15 protein-coding genes are annotated in these 17520 nt (G+C 66.3%); all 15 read right to left on the bottom strand.

Annotation, left to right across the window (positions count from 1 at the left end):
- Positions 1-152 precede the first annotated feature (152 nt).
- Positions 153-1454, bottom strand: coding sequence for a DNA polymerase IV (locus CH306_RS20165; protein WP_441347021.1), 1302 nt, complete (start codon positions 1452-1454; stop codon positions 153-155).
- 62 nt (positions 1455-1516) lie between these two features.
- Positions 1517-2167, bottom strand: coding sequence for a peptide deformylase (locus CH306_RS20160; RefSeq protein WP_094647715.1), 651 nt, complete (start codon positions 2165-2167; stop codon positions 1517-1519).
- Positions 2164-5301, bottom strand: coding sequence for an isoleucine--tRNA ligase (ileS, locus tag CH306_RS20155; RefSeq protein ID WP_094647713.1), 3138 nt, complete (start codon positions 5299-5301; stop codon positions 2164-2166). The genes CH306_RS20160 and ileS overlap by 4 nt, the downstream gene beginning before the upstream one ends.
- A gap of 307 nt (positions 5302-5608) precedes the next feature.
- Entirely contained in the window at positions 5609-5785 is a 177-nt protein-coding gene (locus CH306_RS29155; RefSeq protein WP_032394377.1) for a hypothetical protein, read from the bottom strand.
- Positions 5786-5866: 81 nt separating this feature from the next.
- Entirely contained in the window at positions 5867-6718 is an 852-nt protein-coding gene (wag31, locus tag CH306_RS20150) for a DivIVA-like cell division protein Wag31 (RefSeq protein WP_032394378.1), read from the bottom strand.
- 160 nt (positions 6719-6878) lie between these two features.
- Positions 6879-7166, bottom strand: coding sequence for a YggT family protein (locus CH306_RS20145; RefSeq protein ID WP_032394379.1), 288 nt, complete (start codon positions 7164-7166; stop codon positions 6879-6881).
- A gap of 82 nt (positions 7167-7248) precedes the next feature.
- Positions 7249-7896: a cell division protein SepF gene (locus CH306_RS20140; RefSeq protein WP_032394380.1), complete on the bottom strand. Its 648-nt coding sequence runs from the start codon at positions 7894-7896 to the stop codon at positions 7249-7251.
- Between the two features lie 83 nt (positions 7897-7979).
- Positions 7980-8735, bottom strand: a complete 756-nt coding sequence (locus CH306_RS20135) for a YggS family pyridoxal phosphate-dependent enzyme (protein ID WP_094647822.1) — start codon at positions 8733-8735, stop codon at positions 7980-7982.
- 19 nt (positions 8736-8754) lie between these two features.
- Positions 8755-9522, bottom strand: coding sequence for a peptidoglycan editing factor PgeF (gene pgeF, locus CH306_RS20130; protein ID WP_094647711.1), 768 nt, complete (start codon positions 9520-9522; stop codon positions 8755-8757).
- Positions 9519-10793 (bottom strand): cell division protein FtsZ, encoded by a 1275-nt coding sequence (gene ftsZ, locus CH306_RS20125; protein ID WP_045194914.1) that lies wholly within the window; start codon positions 10791-10793, stop codon positions 9519-9521. Before ftsZ ends, pgeF begins: the two co-directional genes overlap by 4 nt.
- A 171-nt stretch (positions 10794-10964) precedes the next feature.
- Entirely contained in the window at positions 10965-11759 is a 795-nt protein-coding gene (locus CH306_RS20120) for a cell division protein FtsQ/DivIB (RefSeq protein WP_256981216.1), read from the bottom strand.
- The gene (gene murC, locus CH306_RS20115; RefSeq protein WP_045194912.1) at positions 11756-13261 is read right to left on the bottom strand and encodes a UDP-N-acetylmuramate--L-alanine ligase; all 1506 of its coding nucleotides are present in this window, start codon (positions 13259-13261) and stop codon (positions 11756-11758) included. The genes CH306_RS20120 and murC overlap by 4 nt, the downstream gene beginning before the upstream one ends.
- A 63-nt stretch (positions 13262-13324) precedes the next feature.
- Positions 13325-14467: an undecaprenyldiphospho-muramoylpentapeptide beta-N-acetylglucosaminyltransferase gene (gene murG, locus CH306_RS20110; protein WP_218829685.1), complete on the bottom strand. Its 1143-nt coding sequence runs from the start codon at positions 14465-14467 to the stop codon at positions 13325-13327.
- On the bottom strand, positions 14464-16050 hold the full coding sequence (ftsW, locus tag CH306_RS20105) for a putative lipid II flippase FtsW (RefSeq protein WP_094647710.1): 1587 nt from the start codon (positions 16048-16050) through the stop codon (positions 14464-14466). Before ftsW ends, murG begins: the two co-directional genes overlap by 4 nt.
- On the bottom strand, positions 16047-17519 hold the full coding sequence (gene murD, locus CH306_RS20100; protein ID WP_094647708.1) for a UDP-N-acetylmuramoyl-L-alanine--D-glutamate ligase: 1473 nt from the start codon (positions 17517-17519) through the stop codon (positions 16047-16049). The genes ftsW and murD overlap by 4 nt, the downstream gene beginning before the upstream one ends.
- Between the last annotated feature and the right edge of the window lies 1 nt (position 17520).

The raw sequence follows: 17520 nt of genomic DNA, 5'->3' as shown, positions 1-17520 counted from the left end.
CTGAGTCACATCTCGATCGTTCTGTGACTCGTCGGTCGTCTGGAATGGGGTCGTCTCGGACCTGGTCCACTATGTCAGCTCGACACGCCCGAGTCACAACGCGATCGGCATACCTGTGAAACCTCACAGAGTTTCCTCAGCCAGGCCACAACTCACTCGAGGCTGTCGAGAACGTCGGCGACGACCAGGTTCTCGTCCGATTCCGCGAAGGTACGCGCGATTCCCGGCCCGGTGGTGCGAGTCTCGAATCTGACGGTCACCACCGAGTGACCGGCCCCCTGCACCCAGCCGTGGCCGAAGTCGGGATGCCGCACATCCATACCCGGCTGCCACCGAGGGCCTTCCGGGACGACGACATCGGCGGCGGCCTCGATCGGGGCGGGCGACTCTTCGGTCGCATCGGCGACCGGCTCGTACTCCAGTTCGGGAAACAGCGATCCCTGCCGAACGGCCGACAGCCCGGCCAATCCGACCCCGACCAGCCTGATCGGACCGACATCGACCGGATCGACGGCAAGTCGCTGCGCCGTTGCCACGATGGTCTGCTTGTCCACCGTGGCGTACGGCAACGTGGCCGATCGAGTGATGATGCTCATGTCGGACTTGCGTAGTTTGAGTACCACCGTCCTGGCACCCCGACCGTCCTTCAGCAATCGGCGATGCGTCGAGTCGACGATGGACTCGATGGCCGGGCGAAGCTGCGCGAGAGAGATCAGGTCCTGGGCGAACGTCGTCTCGGCGCTGACCTGTTTGGCCTCGGCACGCTCGGCCACGACTCGATTGTCGATTCCGCGTGCGAGCTGATGCAGGCTCGGTCCCATCGTCGCCCCGAGGATCGACGCCACCTCGGACTCGGGCGTGGCCACGAACTTGCCGATGGTGTCGATGCCCAAGCGCCGCAAACGCTCTCCCGCCACCGGTCCGATCCCCCACAGCTTCCGCACCGGAAGAGCCGCCATCAGCTCGGCCTGGATTCCCGGAGCGACGACGGTGATGCCGTCGGGCTTGGCCAGTCCCGACGCGATCTTGGCGATCTGTTTTCCGGATCCGGCACCGATCGAGGCGACCAGCCCGGTCTCGGCGAGAATCAGTGCGCGCAGGCCGGCGCAGAACTGCTCCACCTCGCGAACCGTCGCCCCGGCCAGTTCGAGCGGCTCACCGAACGCCTCGTCGATCGAGAGTTGCTCGAGGACGGGCATGGGTCCCCGCAGCGCCTCGAAGGCGCGTCGGCTCAGCTCCGAGTAGAGAACGAACCGCGGCGGCAACACCACGGCCCCGGCCCCCACCAGTCGGCGAGCCTGATGCATCGGCATGGCCGAGCGCGCTCCGAACGCGCGGGCCTGGTAGCTGCAACCGGCCACCACTCCCCGCCCGCCCGCGCCACCGACGAGAACCGGGCGGCCCCGCAACGTGGGTCGCGTCAACTGTTCGGCGGAGGCGAAGAACGCGTCCATGTCCAGATGCAGCACCCATCGACGACTCCGCAGGGTGTGGTCGGCGGTATCGGGCACGGTCGTCAACGACGGTCGTCGGTGGCGAATCCGAGAGCGTGCGCGGCGCGTTCGGGTGTGGGATCCGACCACAGTTCGCCGTACGTCTCGTTGGTGGTCAGCGATCGAGTGTGGGCGGTATCGAAGTACAGAGTGCCGTGGAGGTGATCGGTCTCGTGGGCCACGATCCTCGCCGGCCAGCCGCTGACCACCTCGTCGATCGCGCGCCCGGTCTCGTCGGTGCATTCGAGCCGGACTTCCGCCGCTCGGGTGACGACCGCCTGGTAGCCGGGAACACTGAGACATCCCTCGTAGAAGTCCGCCGTCCGCGGCCCGACCGGGGTGTACCGCGGATTGATCAGTACCCGGAACGGAAGCGGCGTGCGCTCTCGGACGCGGGCGACGTCCGCTCCCACCTCGTACAGATCCTCGATCACCGCGATCTGCAACGGAATACCGATCTGCGGGGCAGCCAGACCGACACCGGGCGCGTCGTGCATGGTTGCGCGCATCACCTCGATCAACTCCCCGAAAGTCTCGGAGTCGAGCTGCCCGGCGTACGGCACGGCCCTCGACCGCAGAACCGGGTGGCCCGCGGCGACGATGGCCACGACGCCGCCGTGAGCTTCGGCGAGAAGCTCACGAACGGCGTCGACCGAGACGTCGCCGTCGATCACGACGACTTGGTGATCGCTGCTCGCACTCCCTCGCCGAGATCGCTGCCATCGTCCCCCACGTGTCCGTCGACCAGCGAGAGCGCGAGCACCTCGCCCGCGATCAGATCACGATGAGTGTCGAGCCACGCCTGCCGATGTTCGGGGACGTCGATGACGATGTCGATTCGATCCGAGACGTCGAATCCGTGATTGCGACGGGCGTCCTGGAGTTCACGGATGCGGTCCTTGGCCCAGCCCTCCGCCTCGAGCTCCTCGGTGACGGCGGAATCGAGCACGACCAGTCCGGCGTTTCCTGGCAACGGTGCCGTCGATTCGGGCTCGGCGGCAACGAGTTTGCGCGTGTACTCCTCCGGTAGCAACGCGATGCCTGCCGCGCTGACGACTCCGTCGGCGTCCTCCGACCAATCACCTGCCTTGACGGCCTTGATGACCGTCTGGACGTCCTTGCCGATACGCGGGCCCGCGGCACGGGCATTGACAACGAGCTCGAACTTTCCGTGTACGGCGACGTCCTCGGTGAGATCGACCTTCTTCACGTTGACCTCGTCGGAGATGATGTCGACGAACGGACGCAGCCGCTCCGCATCGGCGGCTGCGACCGTCACCTCGGGCAGCGGCAACCGCACGCGCAGATTCTGGGCCTTGCGCAGACCCAGCACCGTGGAGCACACGGTGCGGACCTCGTCCATGCTCTCGACGAGTTCGGGATCCGACGGCAGTTCGCCTGCCTCGGGCCAGTCGGTCAGGTGCACCGAGCGGCCACCGGTCAGTCCACGCCACACCACCTCGCTGATCAGCGGCAACAGCGGGGCGGCGATGCGAGTGAGCACCTCGAGCACGGTGTGCAGGGTGTCGATGGCGTCGGCGTCCTCGCTCCAGAACCGCGAACGCGACCGGCGCACATACCAATTGGTCAGTGCATCGCAGAACGTGCGCAGCTCGTCGCAGGCACCGGCGATGTCGTTGCCCTCGAGCGCATCGGTGATCGCGTCGCGGGTGGCCGACAGCTTGGCCAACACGTAGCGATCGAGCACGTTCGGCGAATCGGTTCGCCACTGCCCGGGCTTCGACGCGTAGAGCTGCAGGAAGCTCCACGCATTCCAGATCGGCAGCAATGCCTGGCGAACGCCTTCGCGAATACCCTGCTCGGTGACGATGAGGTTGCCGCCACGCAGGATCGGTGAGGACATCAGGAACCACCGCATGGCGTCGGAGCCGTCGCGGTCGAAGACCTCCTTGACGTCGGGGTAGTTACCCTTGGACTTGCTCATCTTCAGTCCGTCGTCACCGAGCACGATGCCGTGTGCGGCAACGGTCTTGAACGCCGGGCGATCGAACAGCGCGGTCGCCAGTACGTGCAGGGTGTAGAACCAGCCTCGCGTCTGGCCGTTGTACTCGACGATGAAATCGCCCGGGTTGTGTGTGGAGAACCACTCCTCGTTCTCGAACGGGAAATGGACCTGCGCGTACGGCATCGAGCCCGACTCGAACCAGCAGTCCAACACCTCGGGGACGCGACGCATCGTCGACTTGCCGGTCGGATCGTCCGGGTTGGGCCGGGTCAACTCGTCGATGTACGGGCGGTGCAGATCGGTCGGTCGCACGCCGAAATCACGCTCGAGCTCGTCCAGGCTGCCGTACACGTCCAGACGCGGGTAGGCCGGGTCGTCGGAGGTCCACGCCGGGATCGGGCTGCCCCAGTAGCGGTTTCGGCTGATGTTCCAGTCGCGTGCACCTTCGAGCCACTTGCCGAACTGGCCGTCCTTGATGTGCTCGGGAACCCAGGTGATCTCCTGGTTCAGCTCGACCATCCGATCACGGAACTTGGTGACCGCGACGAACCACGACGGCACCGCCATGTAGATCAGGGGCTGACCACTGCGCCAGCTGTGCGGGTACGAGTGCTCGATGGTCTCGTGCCGCAGCAACCGACCCGAGGCCTTGAGATCCTTGATGATCACCGGGTTGGCGTCGAACACCATCAGACCCTCGTACGGCGGCACCAGCGAGGTGAACTTTCCGCCCGCGTCGAGCGGTTGCACCACCTCGATACCGTTCGCGGTGGCGACGTCCATGTCCTCCTCACCGAAAGCCGGTGCGAGGTGGACGATTCCGGTGCCCGAATCGGTGGTGACGTAGTCGGCCTCGAGCACACGGTGCGAGTTCTCGTGGCCGAGAAAGAAATCGTAGGGAGGTGTGTAGGACAGCCCGACCAACTCGGCACCGGTGTGCTCCGAGAGCACCTCCGGCTCCTCCCCCAGTTCCTTCGCGTAGTGCGAAAGACGTGCAGCGGCAAGCACGTAACGCTCACCGTCCGCGCCTCGCACCTGCAGGTACTGCACCTCCGGGTGCACCGCGATCGCCAAGTTCGACGGAAGGGTCCAGGGCGTGGTGGTCCAGATCAGCGCGTTCGCACCGTCCAGGGGCGAGCCGGGAGCCGTCAACGGCATCGTGACGGTGACCGCGGGATCCTGACGCATCTTGTAGGCGTCGTCCAGGCGGGTCTCCTGATTGGACAGCGGTGTCTGCTCGTACCAGCTGTACGGCAGCACCCGGTATCCCTGGTAGATCAGGCCCTTGTCGTGCAGCGTCTTGAACGCCCACATGACCGACTCCATGAAGTCGACGTCGAGGGTCTTGTAGTCGTTGTCGAAGTCGACCCATCGCGCCTGCCGGGTGACGTAGTCCCGCCACTCGTCGGTGTACTGGAGTACCGACTGCTTGCAGTAGGCGTTGAACTTCGCCAGGCCCATTTCGTCGATCTCGGACTTGTCCTTGATGCCGAGCTGCTTCTCCGCTTCGAGCTCTGCGGGCAGACCGTGGCAATCCCACCCGAAGCGACGCTCGACCTTCTTGCCCCGCATCGTCTGGAATCGCGGGACGAGGTCCTTGACGTAGCCGGTGAGCAGGTGACCGTAGTGCGGCAGGCCGTTCGCGAAGGGAGGGCCGTCGTAGAAGACGAACTCGTCCGCACCTGCTCGATTGTCGATGCTGGCACGAAAGGTGCCGTCCTCGGCCCACTCGTGCAGAACGATGCGCTCGAGATCCGGGAACGGGACGCTGCCCGAGCGGCCCTCGGCGAGGTCCACCAACGGGTAGGACCCCGAGTTCGGACGTTCGGTTGCATCTGTCATGTCAAGTCTCCTCCGTGCCGGCCACGTCTCAGACGCGACGCAAAGTTGGCACGGGGACGACATCCGGGCGATTCGTACGCCCGATACCGCGGTACCACCCCGCTTGCACGCTCTCGACGACCGTATCGTCGGAGTGCGCCACTCCAGACGAGCTGTGACGGGCTCACCCGTTCGGTTCTACTGAACACCGTTCCCAAGCACCTGGGTGCTTCGTACCGCCGTCGTTCTTCCGAAAGCTCCCCGGTGATGGCCGGATCGACGCCGTTGAATCTGACACCTGTGAATCTGACACCTGCGAATCGTGATGCTACCTGTCGAGCTCGGGGGGCGGTCGTCGGCCCGTGAGCGCGCCGACCAGAAGTAGAACAGCACCCACGATGCAGACGGCGATGCACGCCCAGGCCCAGACGACGGATCCCGTCATCAGGGCGAGAACCAGAAAGCCGAAACCGATCGCAGCCGCGCCGAGAGTCAGGACCAACACACCGATTCCTCGCTCACCACTCGACGCGACAACCTGATCCGACGCTGTCCACGATCGACAGCGTCGGAGGTCGGTGGTGCGTCAGTTGCCCTTGGCGTACGACTGGCTGTACCCCGAGGACTGATTGTCCTGGTTGAAATTGTCCTGCCCGTTGTCCACCGGCAGCGCCGAGGAACGGTTCTCGAGCTCTTCGAGCTGCGATTCGAGGTAGGACTTGAGCCGCACGCGGTACTCGCGCTCGAACGTCTTGAGCTGCTCGATTCGACCTTCCAGCACCGAACGCTGCTGGTTGATCGTCGCCATGATCTCGGTGTGCTTGCGCTCGGCGTCGGCCTGCAGTGCGTCGGCCTTCTCCTTGGCCTGACGCAGCTGGGTCTCGGACCGGGTCTGCGCGTCGGACAACAGCGACTCGGACTTCTGGCGAGCCTCGGCCATCATCGACTCGGAACGGGTCCGTGCATCCGACACCAGACGCTCGGCGTTGGTGCGCGCATTGCCGAGCAGCTGCTCGGACTCCGACTTGGCGTCACCGGTGAGACGATCGGCCATCTCCTGCGCGAGGCCGAGAATCTTGGCGGCCTGCATGTTGGAGTCGCCGCTCTGCTGCGGAGCTGCTGCAACGGGCGCGACCGGCGCGGGCTGCTGCACCACGGGCGGTGGCTTGGGGGGATCCACCGGGCGCTGCGGCTCGGCCTTCGGTGCCGCGGCCTGAGCCGGTTGCGGGCTCTGCCGCGCAGCGCTCTTGGCGTCCGCAAGCTCCTGATCGAGCTCACCGACCCGCTGGCGTAGGTCGGCGTTCTCTTCGATCAGTCGCGACAACTCTTGCTCGACGAGGTCGAGAAAAGCGTCGACCTCGTCTTCGTTGTAACCGCGCTTACCGATGGGCGGCTTGCTGAACGCGACATTGTGCACATCAGCTGGAGTCAGCGGCATGGAAGGATCCCTTCACGCGTCTTGGGGCGGTAGAGCAAGCATTCAGTTATATGCCATTCCGCGCGAGTGCAGAACAATCAAACTGTAACTGGCGTCCATTCTGTCACACAGGACACGCAGCATGCGCTGGGTCCCGCGTTCTAACATTTCATCTGCGGCCTCAGGCCGCGAGACCACTGGTCACATTCCACGCGATGAAGACCACGAACAGCAGGACCATGATGGACAGGTCCAGTCGCACTCCACCGAGGTTGAGCGGCGGAATTATCTTCCGGAGGAACTTCACCGGCGGGTCGGTGACGGTGAAGATCGCCTCGAGCACGATGACGACCAACCCGGTCGGTTGCCAATCTCTCGCGAAAGTCCTGATGAACTCGACGATGATTCGACCGATGAGAAGGAGCCAAAAAAGAAACAATACGATGTTGATCACCGTGAACACGATCACGGCTATACTCTGCCTGACTTCGCCGGGCTGAGCAAAGCGCGCTGGTCACAGCCCTGAACTACCGCTCCGAACAGCAAATGTCTCACTGCTGGCTGTAGAAACCGGTCTCGGCGATCCGCCTGCGCTCCTGCGGTGAGACGTCGACGTCGGCCGGCGAGAGCAGGAAGACCTTCGTCGCTACCTTGTCGAACGAACCGCGCAGAGCGAAGGCGAGCCCGGCAGCGAAATCGACCAGGCGCTTGGCGTCCGCGTTGCTCATCTCGACCAGGTCCATGATGACCGGAGTGCCGTCGCGGAAGCGCTCACCGATGGTGCGAGCCTCGCTGTAATCACGCGGTCGGAGCGTGGTGATCTTCGAGAGGGGGCCGCCGTCGTCGACGATCGGGCTGCGTCGGGTCTCCGCCCGCACATCCATCCGAGTGTCCATGGCGAGCGCTCCTCTGGTTGCCGCACCTCGCGTGGTCGGTGCCGCGCCACGGCCTCGTCCACCGATCGGTGCCAGCGTTGCCGCCGGACGGGGTGCCTCGTAATCGTCGTAGTCGTCCTCGACCTGCGCATGCCGCGATCCACCGAAGGACGGCTTCACGAACTCACGCTCGTCGATGTCGTCGTAGCTGTCGCGACCACCACGGGAGCTGCGTCGCGTGTCCGGATCGTCGAGGTAGTCGTCCTCGTAGTCGGCGAGCGGAACCATGCCGAAGTACGCCTTGAACTTGTGCAGGGTGCTCATCGTTCTGCCTTCCGTGGCGGTGTGTCTACTGTCCATCTCCAGGTTCGCAAGTGTCTGTTGTGACTGATGTGATCCATGGACTGTTATTGCGAGGCTATCGGCCGCGCGCCGAGTATTGCGGTACCGACACGCACGCACGTCGATCCGTGGCGCACAGCAGCTTCCAGGTCTCCGGTCATGCCCGCGGACAGCTCGAGCGCTCCGGGATGATCGGCCGACAGTCGACGATGCAGACTCTCGAGGTCGGCGAATGCGGCGTCCGGATCGGCGTCGAGCGGCGGCACCGCCATCAACCCCGCCAACCGCAACCCGGACGCGTCGGCCACCGCATCGGCGAGCGCGTGCAGTTCGTCGCGTTCGACGCCTCCGCGATGCACGTCCCCGTCGAGACTGACCTGGACGATCACGTCGAGTTCGGTCCGGCGCACACCCTCGTCCAGTGCCGCCGTTGTCGCCTTCGACAGCGCAGTCACCAACCGCGCACTGTCCACGGAATGGATGGAGTGCGCCCACGCGGCGACCGACTTGGCCTTGTTTCGCTGCAGGTGTCCGATCATGTGCCACCGCGGTGGATCGCCACTGAAGTCGTCGGCCGTCTCGGCGACCTTGGGAGACGCGTCCTGCTCCCGCGACTCTCCGAAATCGCGGCATCCGAGGTCGTACAGGATCCGCACATCCGACGCAGGGAAGAACTTCGTCACCGGGAGCAGAGCCACATCGGCAGGCGACCGGCCCGCGTCGACACACGCGCGATGCAACCGCTCGCGTACCGACGTCAACGCCGTCTCGATCTCCTGCGCCCTGCCAGTACCCGACGCAGTGCCGCTGAGTTCGCTCATGACAACCTTCCCTGCCCGTTCACCGATCGGCCGATTCGGGCCGATCACCTGGGGATGTGCTGTCCATCCAGACGACGCTGGCAATTCGGCCGGTCGATCCTTCGCGCCGGTGACTGAACAACGTCCGGTCCTCGATGGTGCAGCGCGGATCCTGGGCCACCGCGGACACGCCCGCGGCGAGCAGTTGAGCCCGGATACCGGCGGGAATGTCGAGCCCGGGCGTGTGGCGGACGGTTGTCGTCGCGCTGCCGGGCAGGTGCTTGTCGACGTCCGCTCGCATGGACGCGGGCACCTCGTACTGGCGACCGCTCGCGGCCGGACCCAGAAACGCGCCGATCCGCGCCGGAACCGCACCGAGCTCGACCATGGCGGCCAACACGCGCGGAACGATGCCGATGCGGGCTCCGACCCGTCCGGCATGCACGGCGGCGATCACTCCGGCCTCCTCGTCGGAGAGCAGCACCGGCACGCAGTCGGCAGTCAACACCACCAAGCCGAGATCGCGGTGCGTCGTCACCAACGCATCGGTCATCGGTAGCGGCTCGGTCACCGGACCGTCGACCACCGTGACGGTACGTCCGTGGACCTGCTCCATGAAGACGAGCCGTCCGAGCCCCATGCCCAATCGATCGCCGAGGCGTCGACGGTTGGCCTCCACCGCAGCGGGGTCGTCACCGACGTGGTCACCGAGGTTGAACGTGTCGAACGGCGGTGCCGAGACGCCACCCGCTCGCGTCGTCGAGACGCGTCGGACCCGAAACGGACCTGGGGATGAGGTGTCACTCACCGCCGCATGAAGGACGGCACATCGACGTCGTCTTCGCCCTCGTCCTCGGCGATGGGCACGCGACGGCCGGAACCGACGGACTCGCGGCCCTGGCCGGCCGAGTCACGGCCGTAACCGGCTGCGGATTCGCGGCTCGACGATTCACGATTGGACGAACTCGACGAGTTCAGTGGCGGCAGACTGCTACCGCTCGGAGCGCCGACCGGGTCGCGGAACACCGCACCGTCCGAACTGTCGCTCGACCGCGACGACACCTCGCCCGAGCGAGCCGATCCGATCGGACCGCGTGTGGAGGCGGCCGCTTCCACCGGACGCCGCGTCGGGGTTCCGCCGTCGAAGCCTGCGGCGATGACGGTCACGCGGACCTCGTCACCGAGCGAGTCGTCGATCACGGTGCCGAAGATGATGTTGGCGTCGATGTGCGCGGCTTCCTGCACCAGCGAGGCAGCCTCGTTGATCTCGAACAGACCCAGGTCGGATCCACCGGCGATCGAGAGCAGCACTCCGCGAGCGCCTTCCATCGAGGCTTCGAGCAGCGGCGAGTTGATCGCCGATTCGGCCGCCTTGATGGCTCGACCCTCGCCGCGTGAGGATCCGATGCCCATCAATGCACTGCCCGCGCCGGACATCACGCCCTTGACGTCCGCGAAGTCGACGTTGATCAGACCGGGAGTGGTGATCAGGTCGGTGATGCCCTGGACGCCGTTGAGCAGTACCTCGTCGGCGCTACGGAACGCGTCCATGAGGCTGACTGCGGCGTCGCCGAGCTGGAGCAGTCGATCGTTGGGGATGACGATGAGCGTGTCGCAGGACTCACGGAGCTGCTGGATGCCCGTGTCGGCCTGGCCACCGCGCCGCTTGCCCTCGAAGGAGAACGGCCGGGTGACGACACCGACGGTCAGCGCACCGAGCTTGCGAGCGATGTTGGCGACGACGGGAGCGCCACCGGTACCGGTTCCACCGCCCTCGCCTGCGGTGACGAACACCATGTCGGCACCCTTGAGCACCTCTTCGATCTCGTCCTTGTGGTCGTCCGCTGCGCGGCGGCCCACCTCGGGATCGGCACCAGCGCCGAGTCCGCGGGTCAGTTCGCGACCGACGTCGAGCTTGACGTCTGCGTCACTCATCAGCAAGGCCTGAGCGTCGGTGTTGACCGCGATGAACTCGACTCCCTTGAGTCCCTGTTCGATCATGCGGTTGACCGCGTTCACGCCGCCGCCGCCGATGCCGACGACCTTGATTACGGCGAGGTAGTTGTGCGGGGGCGTCATGGGCTCTCGCCTTCCGTGGATTGTTGCGTGAAATGTGGAAAACCCTCAACCTAAACCACAGGCTTAGAGTTATGTCAAGTACTGAACTGGTCGAAACGCTATTCATCGCCGACGACTATCGCCATTAGGCGCGCCGACGCCGCGCGAGAAAATCCCGTCGACGCGTCGAAACTATTTGGTGGTGGGCAGATCCGGACTCGACACGTCGAAGATCTGGCCGGGCTGGGACAGCAGGGCGATGGCCACCGCGGCCTTGCGTTCGGAGTCGTCCTTGCTGCCCCACACCACGGTGCGCCCGTCGAGCAGCAGGATGGAGATGTCGGACAACGTGCTCGCCCGCAGCTCTCCTGTCTGATCGCGCAGCAGCGGTGGCAACGTATCGAGAACCGCCAGTGCATCTTTCGTCACCGGATCACCGAACACCGGGTTGTCGGTCACCAGACGCACCACCCCGGGCGGTGGCGGCGCGATCGCGAAATCGACCCCGGCCGAATCGAGGAGATGGGTGCCGTCCGGAGAATCGAAGAACGCCACCGGAACCCGCTCCTCCACCGTCACCTGCACAGTGGACGGATACTTCCGTTGCACACGGACCGTGGCCAGCGCCGGAATCGTGGCCACCCGTTGCGCCGCAGCCGCCGTGTCCACCCGAACCAGCGGAAGGCCGACGGGTACGTCGAGCCGATCGAGGATCTCCTGCTCGGACACCGACGATGCTCCCGCGACCGCAATGGTGCGTACGGACAACAGCGGTGTGAAGTACACCAGCGCAGCCGATCCCACCACGACGACCACCAGTGCCAGGGCGATGGCCAAGGCCTTGCGCCGCGACCGCTTCACCCGTTCGCGCTCCTGCTCGCGCGCCAGCGCGCGTGCCTGCTTGTCGGTAACCGTGGCCGACGAATCACCTTCTCCCGCAGCTGTTCCCGACCTCGAAGAACGGACTCGATCGGAGCGACGACTCACGTCGACGGCCGATCCTTCGGTACCCCGCGGCCGGTCGCAGCACCGAAATCGGTCTTCGAGCGAAGCGCATCGAGAATCGGTCCGCCGAGCATGGTCACGTCACCCGCGCCCATCGTGATGACGACATCGCCGGGCAGACTCAGATGGGCGACCTGCTTGGCCACCAACGACAGATCCGGCTGATAGTTCACCGGCTTGGTCACCGAAGCGGCAACCAGTGCCCCCGTCACCCCCGGCAACGGTTCCTCACGTGCGCCGTAGACGTCGAGCACGACGATCTCGTCGGCCAGGGACAGCGCGGCACCGAATTCCTCGGCGAACGTCGCGGTCCGCGAGTACAGATGCGGCTGGAACACCACCACCACCCGTCCCTGCTCGTGACCCGAACGGTCCTGGCCTGCAACGAGAGCCTGCGCGGCCGTCAACACCGCGCGCACCTCGGTGGGGTGGTGCGCGTAATCGTCGAACACGCGCACGCCGTGCTCACGTCCGGTGAACTGGAAGCGCCGATGCACGCCGCCGAAACCGGTGAGTCCGGCCAGCAGTTCCTCGACTCCGGCACCGACCTGACGCGCCGCGACGAACGCCGCCAGCGCGTTGAGTGCGGTGTGCCGGCCGGGGACGCCGAGCCGTACGGTGCGGGCCGCGTCCTCGCCTGCGATCTGCAACTGCGCGACGCCGCCGATGTCCTCGGGCTCCCATGCCAGCAGTCGAACGGCCATCTCGACGGGACCGGCGTCGACATCCGAGGACCCGTAACCCAACACCTTCACGCCCGGAAGGTCGCGCTCGACCACACGTCGAGCGAGCGCCGCCGAACCCGGGTCGTCCATGCACGCCACGAGTACACCGCCGGGACCCAGGAGCGCAGCGAAGTCGTCGAACACCTGAACGTAGGCCTCGGTGGTGCCGAAGTGGTCCAGATGATCGGCCTCGATGTTGGTCACGATGATGACGTCGGCGCTGTACTGCAGCAGCGAGCCGTCGCTCTCGTCCGCCTCGGCCACGAACACGTCGCCGCTGCCGTGATGGGCGTTGGTGCCGGCCTCGTTCAGCTCTCCCCCGACGGCGAACGACGGATCGAACCCGCAGTGCTGGAGCGCGACCACCAGCATCGAGGTCGTCGACGTCTTTCCGTGCGTTCCCGAGACCAACAACGTGCGGTATCCCTGCATGAGCGAGGACAGCACGGCCGGCCGCAACACCACCGGGATTCCGCGTTCACGCGCTTCGACGAGTTCGGGATTGGTCTTGGGAATCGCGGCGTGGGTCGTCACCACCACGGTGGGTCCGCCCTCGATCATGTCAAGGGCACCGGCGTCGTGACCGATGCGGACCTGGGCACCGCGTGCGCGCAGTGCGAGCACGCCGCGCGATTCCTTGGCATCCGAACCCGACACCTGTCCCCCGCGCGCCAGCAGGATCCGCGCGATGCCGGACATTCCGGCACCACCGATGCCCACCATGTGTACTCGTTCGAGCTCTGTCGGCAGATTCGACATCGCACCCTCAGTTGTCACGCGGACGTCTCCCTCGTTCTCTTCTCATGCTCGCCGCCGCCGGGCTCAGCGCCGCGCCGCGTGCGCGGTATCGAGCACGATCTGCGCGACGGCAGCCGCTGCGCCCTTGTGCCCGGCACCGGCGGCGGCACGAGACATGGTGGCAATTCGTTCGGTGTCGGCCAGCAGCGAGACCACCGTCTCGCTCACGTACCGCTCGGTCAGTGTCGCATCGGATACCAGAATGCCACCTCCGGCGTCGACCACAGGACGGGCGTTGAGTTCCTGCTCGCCGTTGCCGTGCGGTAGGGGCACGTAGACGGCAGGCAGACCGGTCGCGGACACCTCGGCGACCGTCATGGCACCGGACCGGCAGATCGCCAGGTCCGCAGCCGCATACGCCAGATCCATCCGGTCGATGTACGGCACCGCGACGTACGGCGCGTCCGGATCACGTTGCTCGACGTCGAGCGAGTTCTTCGGACCGTGAGCATGCAGAACCGAAATGCCGGCTGCGGCCAGGGCCGCCGAGGCTCCGGACACCGCGTCGTTGAGCGATCGGGCCCCCTGCGAGCCGCCGAACACCAACAGCACCGGACCGCTGTCGGGCAGGCCGAAGTGGGCGCGAGCCTCCGCGCGGACGGCAGCCCGATCGAGGCCGGTGATGGTGGGACGCACGGGAATTCCGATCACATCGGCGTCGGCAGCACCGCGCGCGGCGATCCCCGAGCCCGCGACCGCGGCGAGCACCCGCTCGGCCGACCGGGCACCGACCTTGTTGGCGATGCCCGCTCGCGCGTTCGCCTCGTGGATGACCACAGGTATTCGGCCGCCACGGCCGAACAATCGACCACGGGCCGCGAGATAGGCCGGCAACGCGACATAGCCGCCGAATCCGACGAGCACGTCCGCCTCGACGGCCGCGAAGATCTCGCGGGTGCGTCGCACCGAGCGCACGACGCGAAGCGGCAACTTGAGCAGGTCGACGGTGGGTTTGCGGGGCAGCGGAACGGGCGGGATGAGTTCGAGTGCGTACCCGCGAGCCGGAACGAGAGTCGTCTCCAGACCACGGCTGCTACCGAGAGCGGTGACGGTGACGGTGGGGTCGAGGACGCGCAAGGCGTCGGCCACAGCGAGCGCGGGCTCGATGTGCCCGGCCGTTCCGCCCCCGGCGACCACGACGGAAATCGGTCGAGATGTCTGGTTCACCGTCGATATCCTCGCTCACCCGAGCGGACAGGCGGGCGGCCGGGTTGTGGTTCCGGCCGCGGACGGTATGCCGAACGCGATCCCGCGGCGGGTTCTCGCCGGACGGGCTCGCTCCGACGAGGGTTGCCGCGGGGTGACTCGCCCCGATGTGCGGTCGATCTGGGCGACATCGTGTCGGTCCGTGAACTGGAGACCCGCGTGCGAGCACGTCCGGGCTCGGCTGCTCTCGCTGCGCGCCCGTCCTTGCCCTGGCCCTTACGGGCCTCGATGCGTTTGCGATCCTGCGCCGCCAGCGTGGGGCGGGTGGACTTCGACCGCGCCATCGCGGCTCGCTTGGGCGAGAACACGGCGGGCAGCGGCAGCTTCAGAGCTCGCGCGATACGGCCCTCCTGCCCAGCGTGCAGGGCTGCGATCGCCTCCGGTTCGTGTCGGGCGGCGCTCGCGATGATGCCGAACATCAGCAGCGTGATCGCGGTCGAGGTACCACCGTAGGACACCAGCGGCAGCTGCAGGCCGGTCACAGGAAGCAGCCCGACGACGTAGCCGATGTTGATCATGGCCTGACCGAACACCCAGCACGTGGCACCTGCGGTCAGCAGACGCAGGAACGGATCCACCGAACGCATGGCGATGCGCAGGCCGGTGTAGACGAAGAGGCCGAACAAACCGATGACCGCCAGGCAGCCGATCATCCCGAGTTCCTCGCCGATGATGGCGAAGATGAAGTCGTTGTGCGCGTTGGGGAGGTAACTCCACTTCGCGCGGCTCTGTCCGAGCCCGCGACCGAACAGTCCGCCGTCGGCCAGCGAGTATTTCGCCTGGGTGGACTGATACGACAGGCCCTGGGTGTCCTCACCCGGATTCAGCCATGCCTTGACGCGATTGGAGCGGTAACCGGCGGTGAACGCGAGCACGGTTGCCAGCGCCAGACCGGTCATCAGCACCGCACCGAACAGCCGAGCGTTGAGGCCTGCGAACCACAGCAGAGCCACCAGGATGATGCCGAGGGCGATGGCGGTACTGAGGTTGGGCTGCAGCACGACGAGCAGACACATCAGCAGTCCGGCGGGCAGCAACGGCACCAACAGTGACTTGATGTTGCCGTGTTCGCTGCGGCGCGAGGCCAACAGGTGGGCACCCCACAGAACAAGTGCCACCTTGGCGAGCTCGGACGGCTGGAAGGACACGACGCCGAAGTCGAACCAGCGGCGTGCACCCTGGCGTTCGGCACCGATACCGGGAATGAGCACCAGCATCAGCATGGTGATCGAGACCAGGAACAGTGGAAACGACAGCTTTCTGAGGTACCGAACCGGCAGCCGGAGAGCGACGTAGAACGCGACGACTCCCAGCGCGACACCGATCAGCTGCTGGGTGAAGAGGGCGTACCCGGACTCGTCTGCTGCGAAGGATTCGGCGGACGACGCCGACAGGACCATGACCAGGCCCAGCACCGTGAGCAGCACTGCGATCGTGACGATGAGGTGGAAGGACGCGAGCGGCCTGCCGAACCACAGGCCGATTCGGGTACGTGGAGCGGCGGCGCGTCGAGCCGGACGAGGCGGTTGGCCTGCGGCGGTCACGATCGCGGCGATCCGATGTCGGTGGCTTCGAGGAGCTGGACCGACTCGGCGAAGCTACGGCCGCGGTGGCCGTAGTCGGCGAACATGTCCAGTGACGCGGCAGCCGGGGCCAGCAGGACCGTGTCCCCCGGAGCAGCGAGTTCGGCCGCGTGGGCCACGACCGCCCGCATTACCGCATCAGCATCTTCAGCACCATGAGTCACACCAGCATCGTCTCCCGAAGGGAGCCTGACGACCGGAACATCGGGCGCGTGTCGCGCCAAAGCATCTGCGATCTGCATCCCATCGCGTCCGAGAACGACCGCAGCCACGAGCCGATCGGCGATCTCGATCACCAGATCGTCGATCACCGCTCCCTTCAACAGCCCACCCGCGATCCACACGACGCGATCGTGCGCCGAGATGGAGGAGCGAGCGGCATGCGGGTTCGTCGCCTTCGAATCGTCGATGAACGTCACCCCACCCAGCTCGCGCACCACCGCTGCACGATGCGGTCCCACTCGATAGGTCTGCAGCCCCAGCCGAACAGCGCCTGCCTCAACCCCGATCGACCGTGCGAGCGCGCCTGCCGCGAGCGCATCGAGGACACCGGACGGACCGCTCGGCTCCACGTCGTCCGCAGCGAGAAGATCGACGTTCTCACCGAACGCGTTGTCGACGAGCACCCCGTCACGCACACCCAGCTCACCCGAGGCCGGCTCACCCAACCGGAAACCGACGACGGTCGACGCGGCAGACCCGGCCGACAGCCCCGCCGCCCGGGAGTCGTCCAGACCGACCACCGCGACGTCGCCGTTCAACGCACGAGCCTTGGCCTGAACGTAACCGTCCATACCGCCGTGCCAATCCAGATGATCCTCGGCGATGTTGAGCACCACCCCCGCAGCCGGACGCACCGAGGGAGCCCAGAACAGCTGGAACGACGACAACTCCACCGCGAGCACACTCGGATGCGGGGAACCGCGCAACGCGTCGGCGATGGGGAGTCCGATGTTGCCGCAGGCAACCGACTCGATGCCTGCGGCGTCGAGTATCGAGGCCAGCATCGAGGTGGTGGTCGTCTTTCCGTTGGTGCCGGTCACCACCAGCCACCGAGTTCGGGGTCCGTACAGCTCGACCCGGTCCACGTGCCAGGACAACTCGACATCGCCCCATACCGGAATGCCCAGCTTCGCGGCCGCTGCCAACACCGGAGAGTCGGGTCGAAACCCCGGGCTGGTGACGACGAGCGAGAACGCCGCGAGCGCCGCGGGATCGGCGAGCAGGTCGTCCTGCAGCACCACCGCAGCACCGGAGTTCGACGCCTCGTCCAGCGCGGCGCGATTCGAGTCGGTGACCGTGACGACGGCACCGAGATCGAGCAGTGGTCGCACGACGGCGAGTCCCGAGATGCGGGCTCCGGTCACCAGCACCGAACTGCCGCGCAACCAGGTCGGATCGGTCCGAGAGTCGGGCACAGATTCGTCCATG

It is taken from the genome of Rhodococcus sp. 15-725-2-2b, assembly GCF_002259075.1.
In the GTDB taxonomy this organism is placed as follows: Bacteria; Actinomycetota; Actinomycetes; order Mycobacteriales; family Mycobacteriaceae; genus Rhodococcoides.
The sequence above is the reverse complement of the archived record's forward strand: the minus strand, read 5'-3'. Positions and strand labels throughout refer to the sequence as shown.

What these genes read in the sequence shown, in the direction of transcription:
- CH306_RS20165 (WP_441347021.1), bottom strand. Translation starts at nt 1,454, where the DNA reads ATGGACGCGTTCTTCGCCTCCGCCGAACAGTTGACGCGACCCACGTTG.
- ileS (WP_094647713.1), bottom strand. Translation starts at nt 5,301, where the DNA reads ATGACAGATGCAACCGAACGTCCGAACTCGGGGTCCTACCCGTTGGTG.
- wag31 (WP_032394378.1), bottom strand. Translation starts at nt 6,718, where the DNA reads ATGCCGCTGACTCCAGCTGATGTGCACAATGTCGCGTTCAGCAAGCCG.
- CH306_RS20140 (WP_032394380.1), bottom strand. Translation starts at nt 7,896, where the DNA reads ATGAGCACCCTGCACAAGTTCAAGGCGTACTTCGGCATGGTTCCGCTC.
- CH306_RS20135 (WP_094647822.1), bottom strand. Translation starts at nt 8,735, where the DNA reads ATGAGCGAACTCAGCGGCACTGCGTCGGGTACTGGCAGGGCGCAGGAG.
- ftsZ (WP_045194914.1), bottom strand. Translation starts at nt 10,793, where the DNA reads ATGACGCCCCCGCACAACTACCTCGCCGTAATCAAGGTCGTCGGCATC.
- murC (WP_045194912.1), bottom strand. Translation starts at nt 13,261, where the DNA reads ATGTCGAATCTGCCGACAGAGCTCGAACGAGTACACATGGTGGGCATC.
- murD (WP_094647708.1), bottom strand. Translation starts at nt 17,519, where the DNA reads ATGGACGAATCTGTGCCCGACTCTCGGACCGATCCGACCTGGTTGCGC.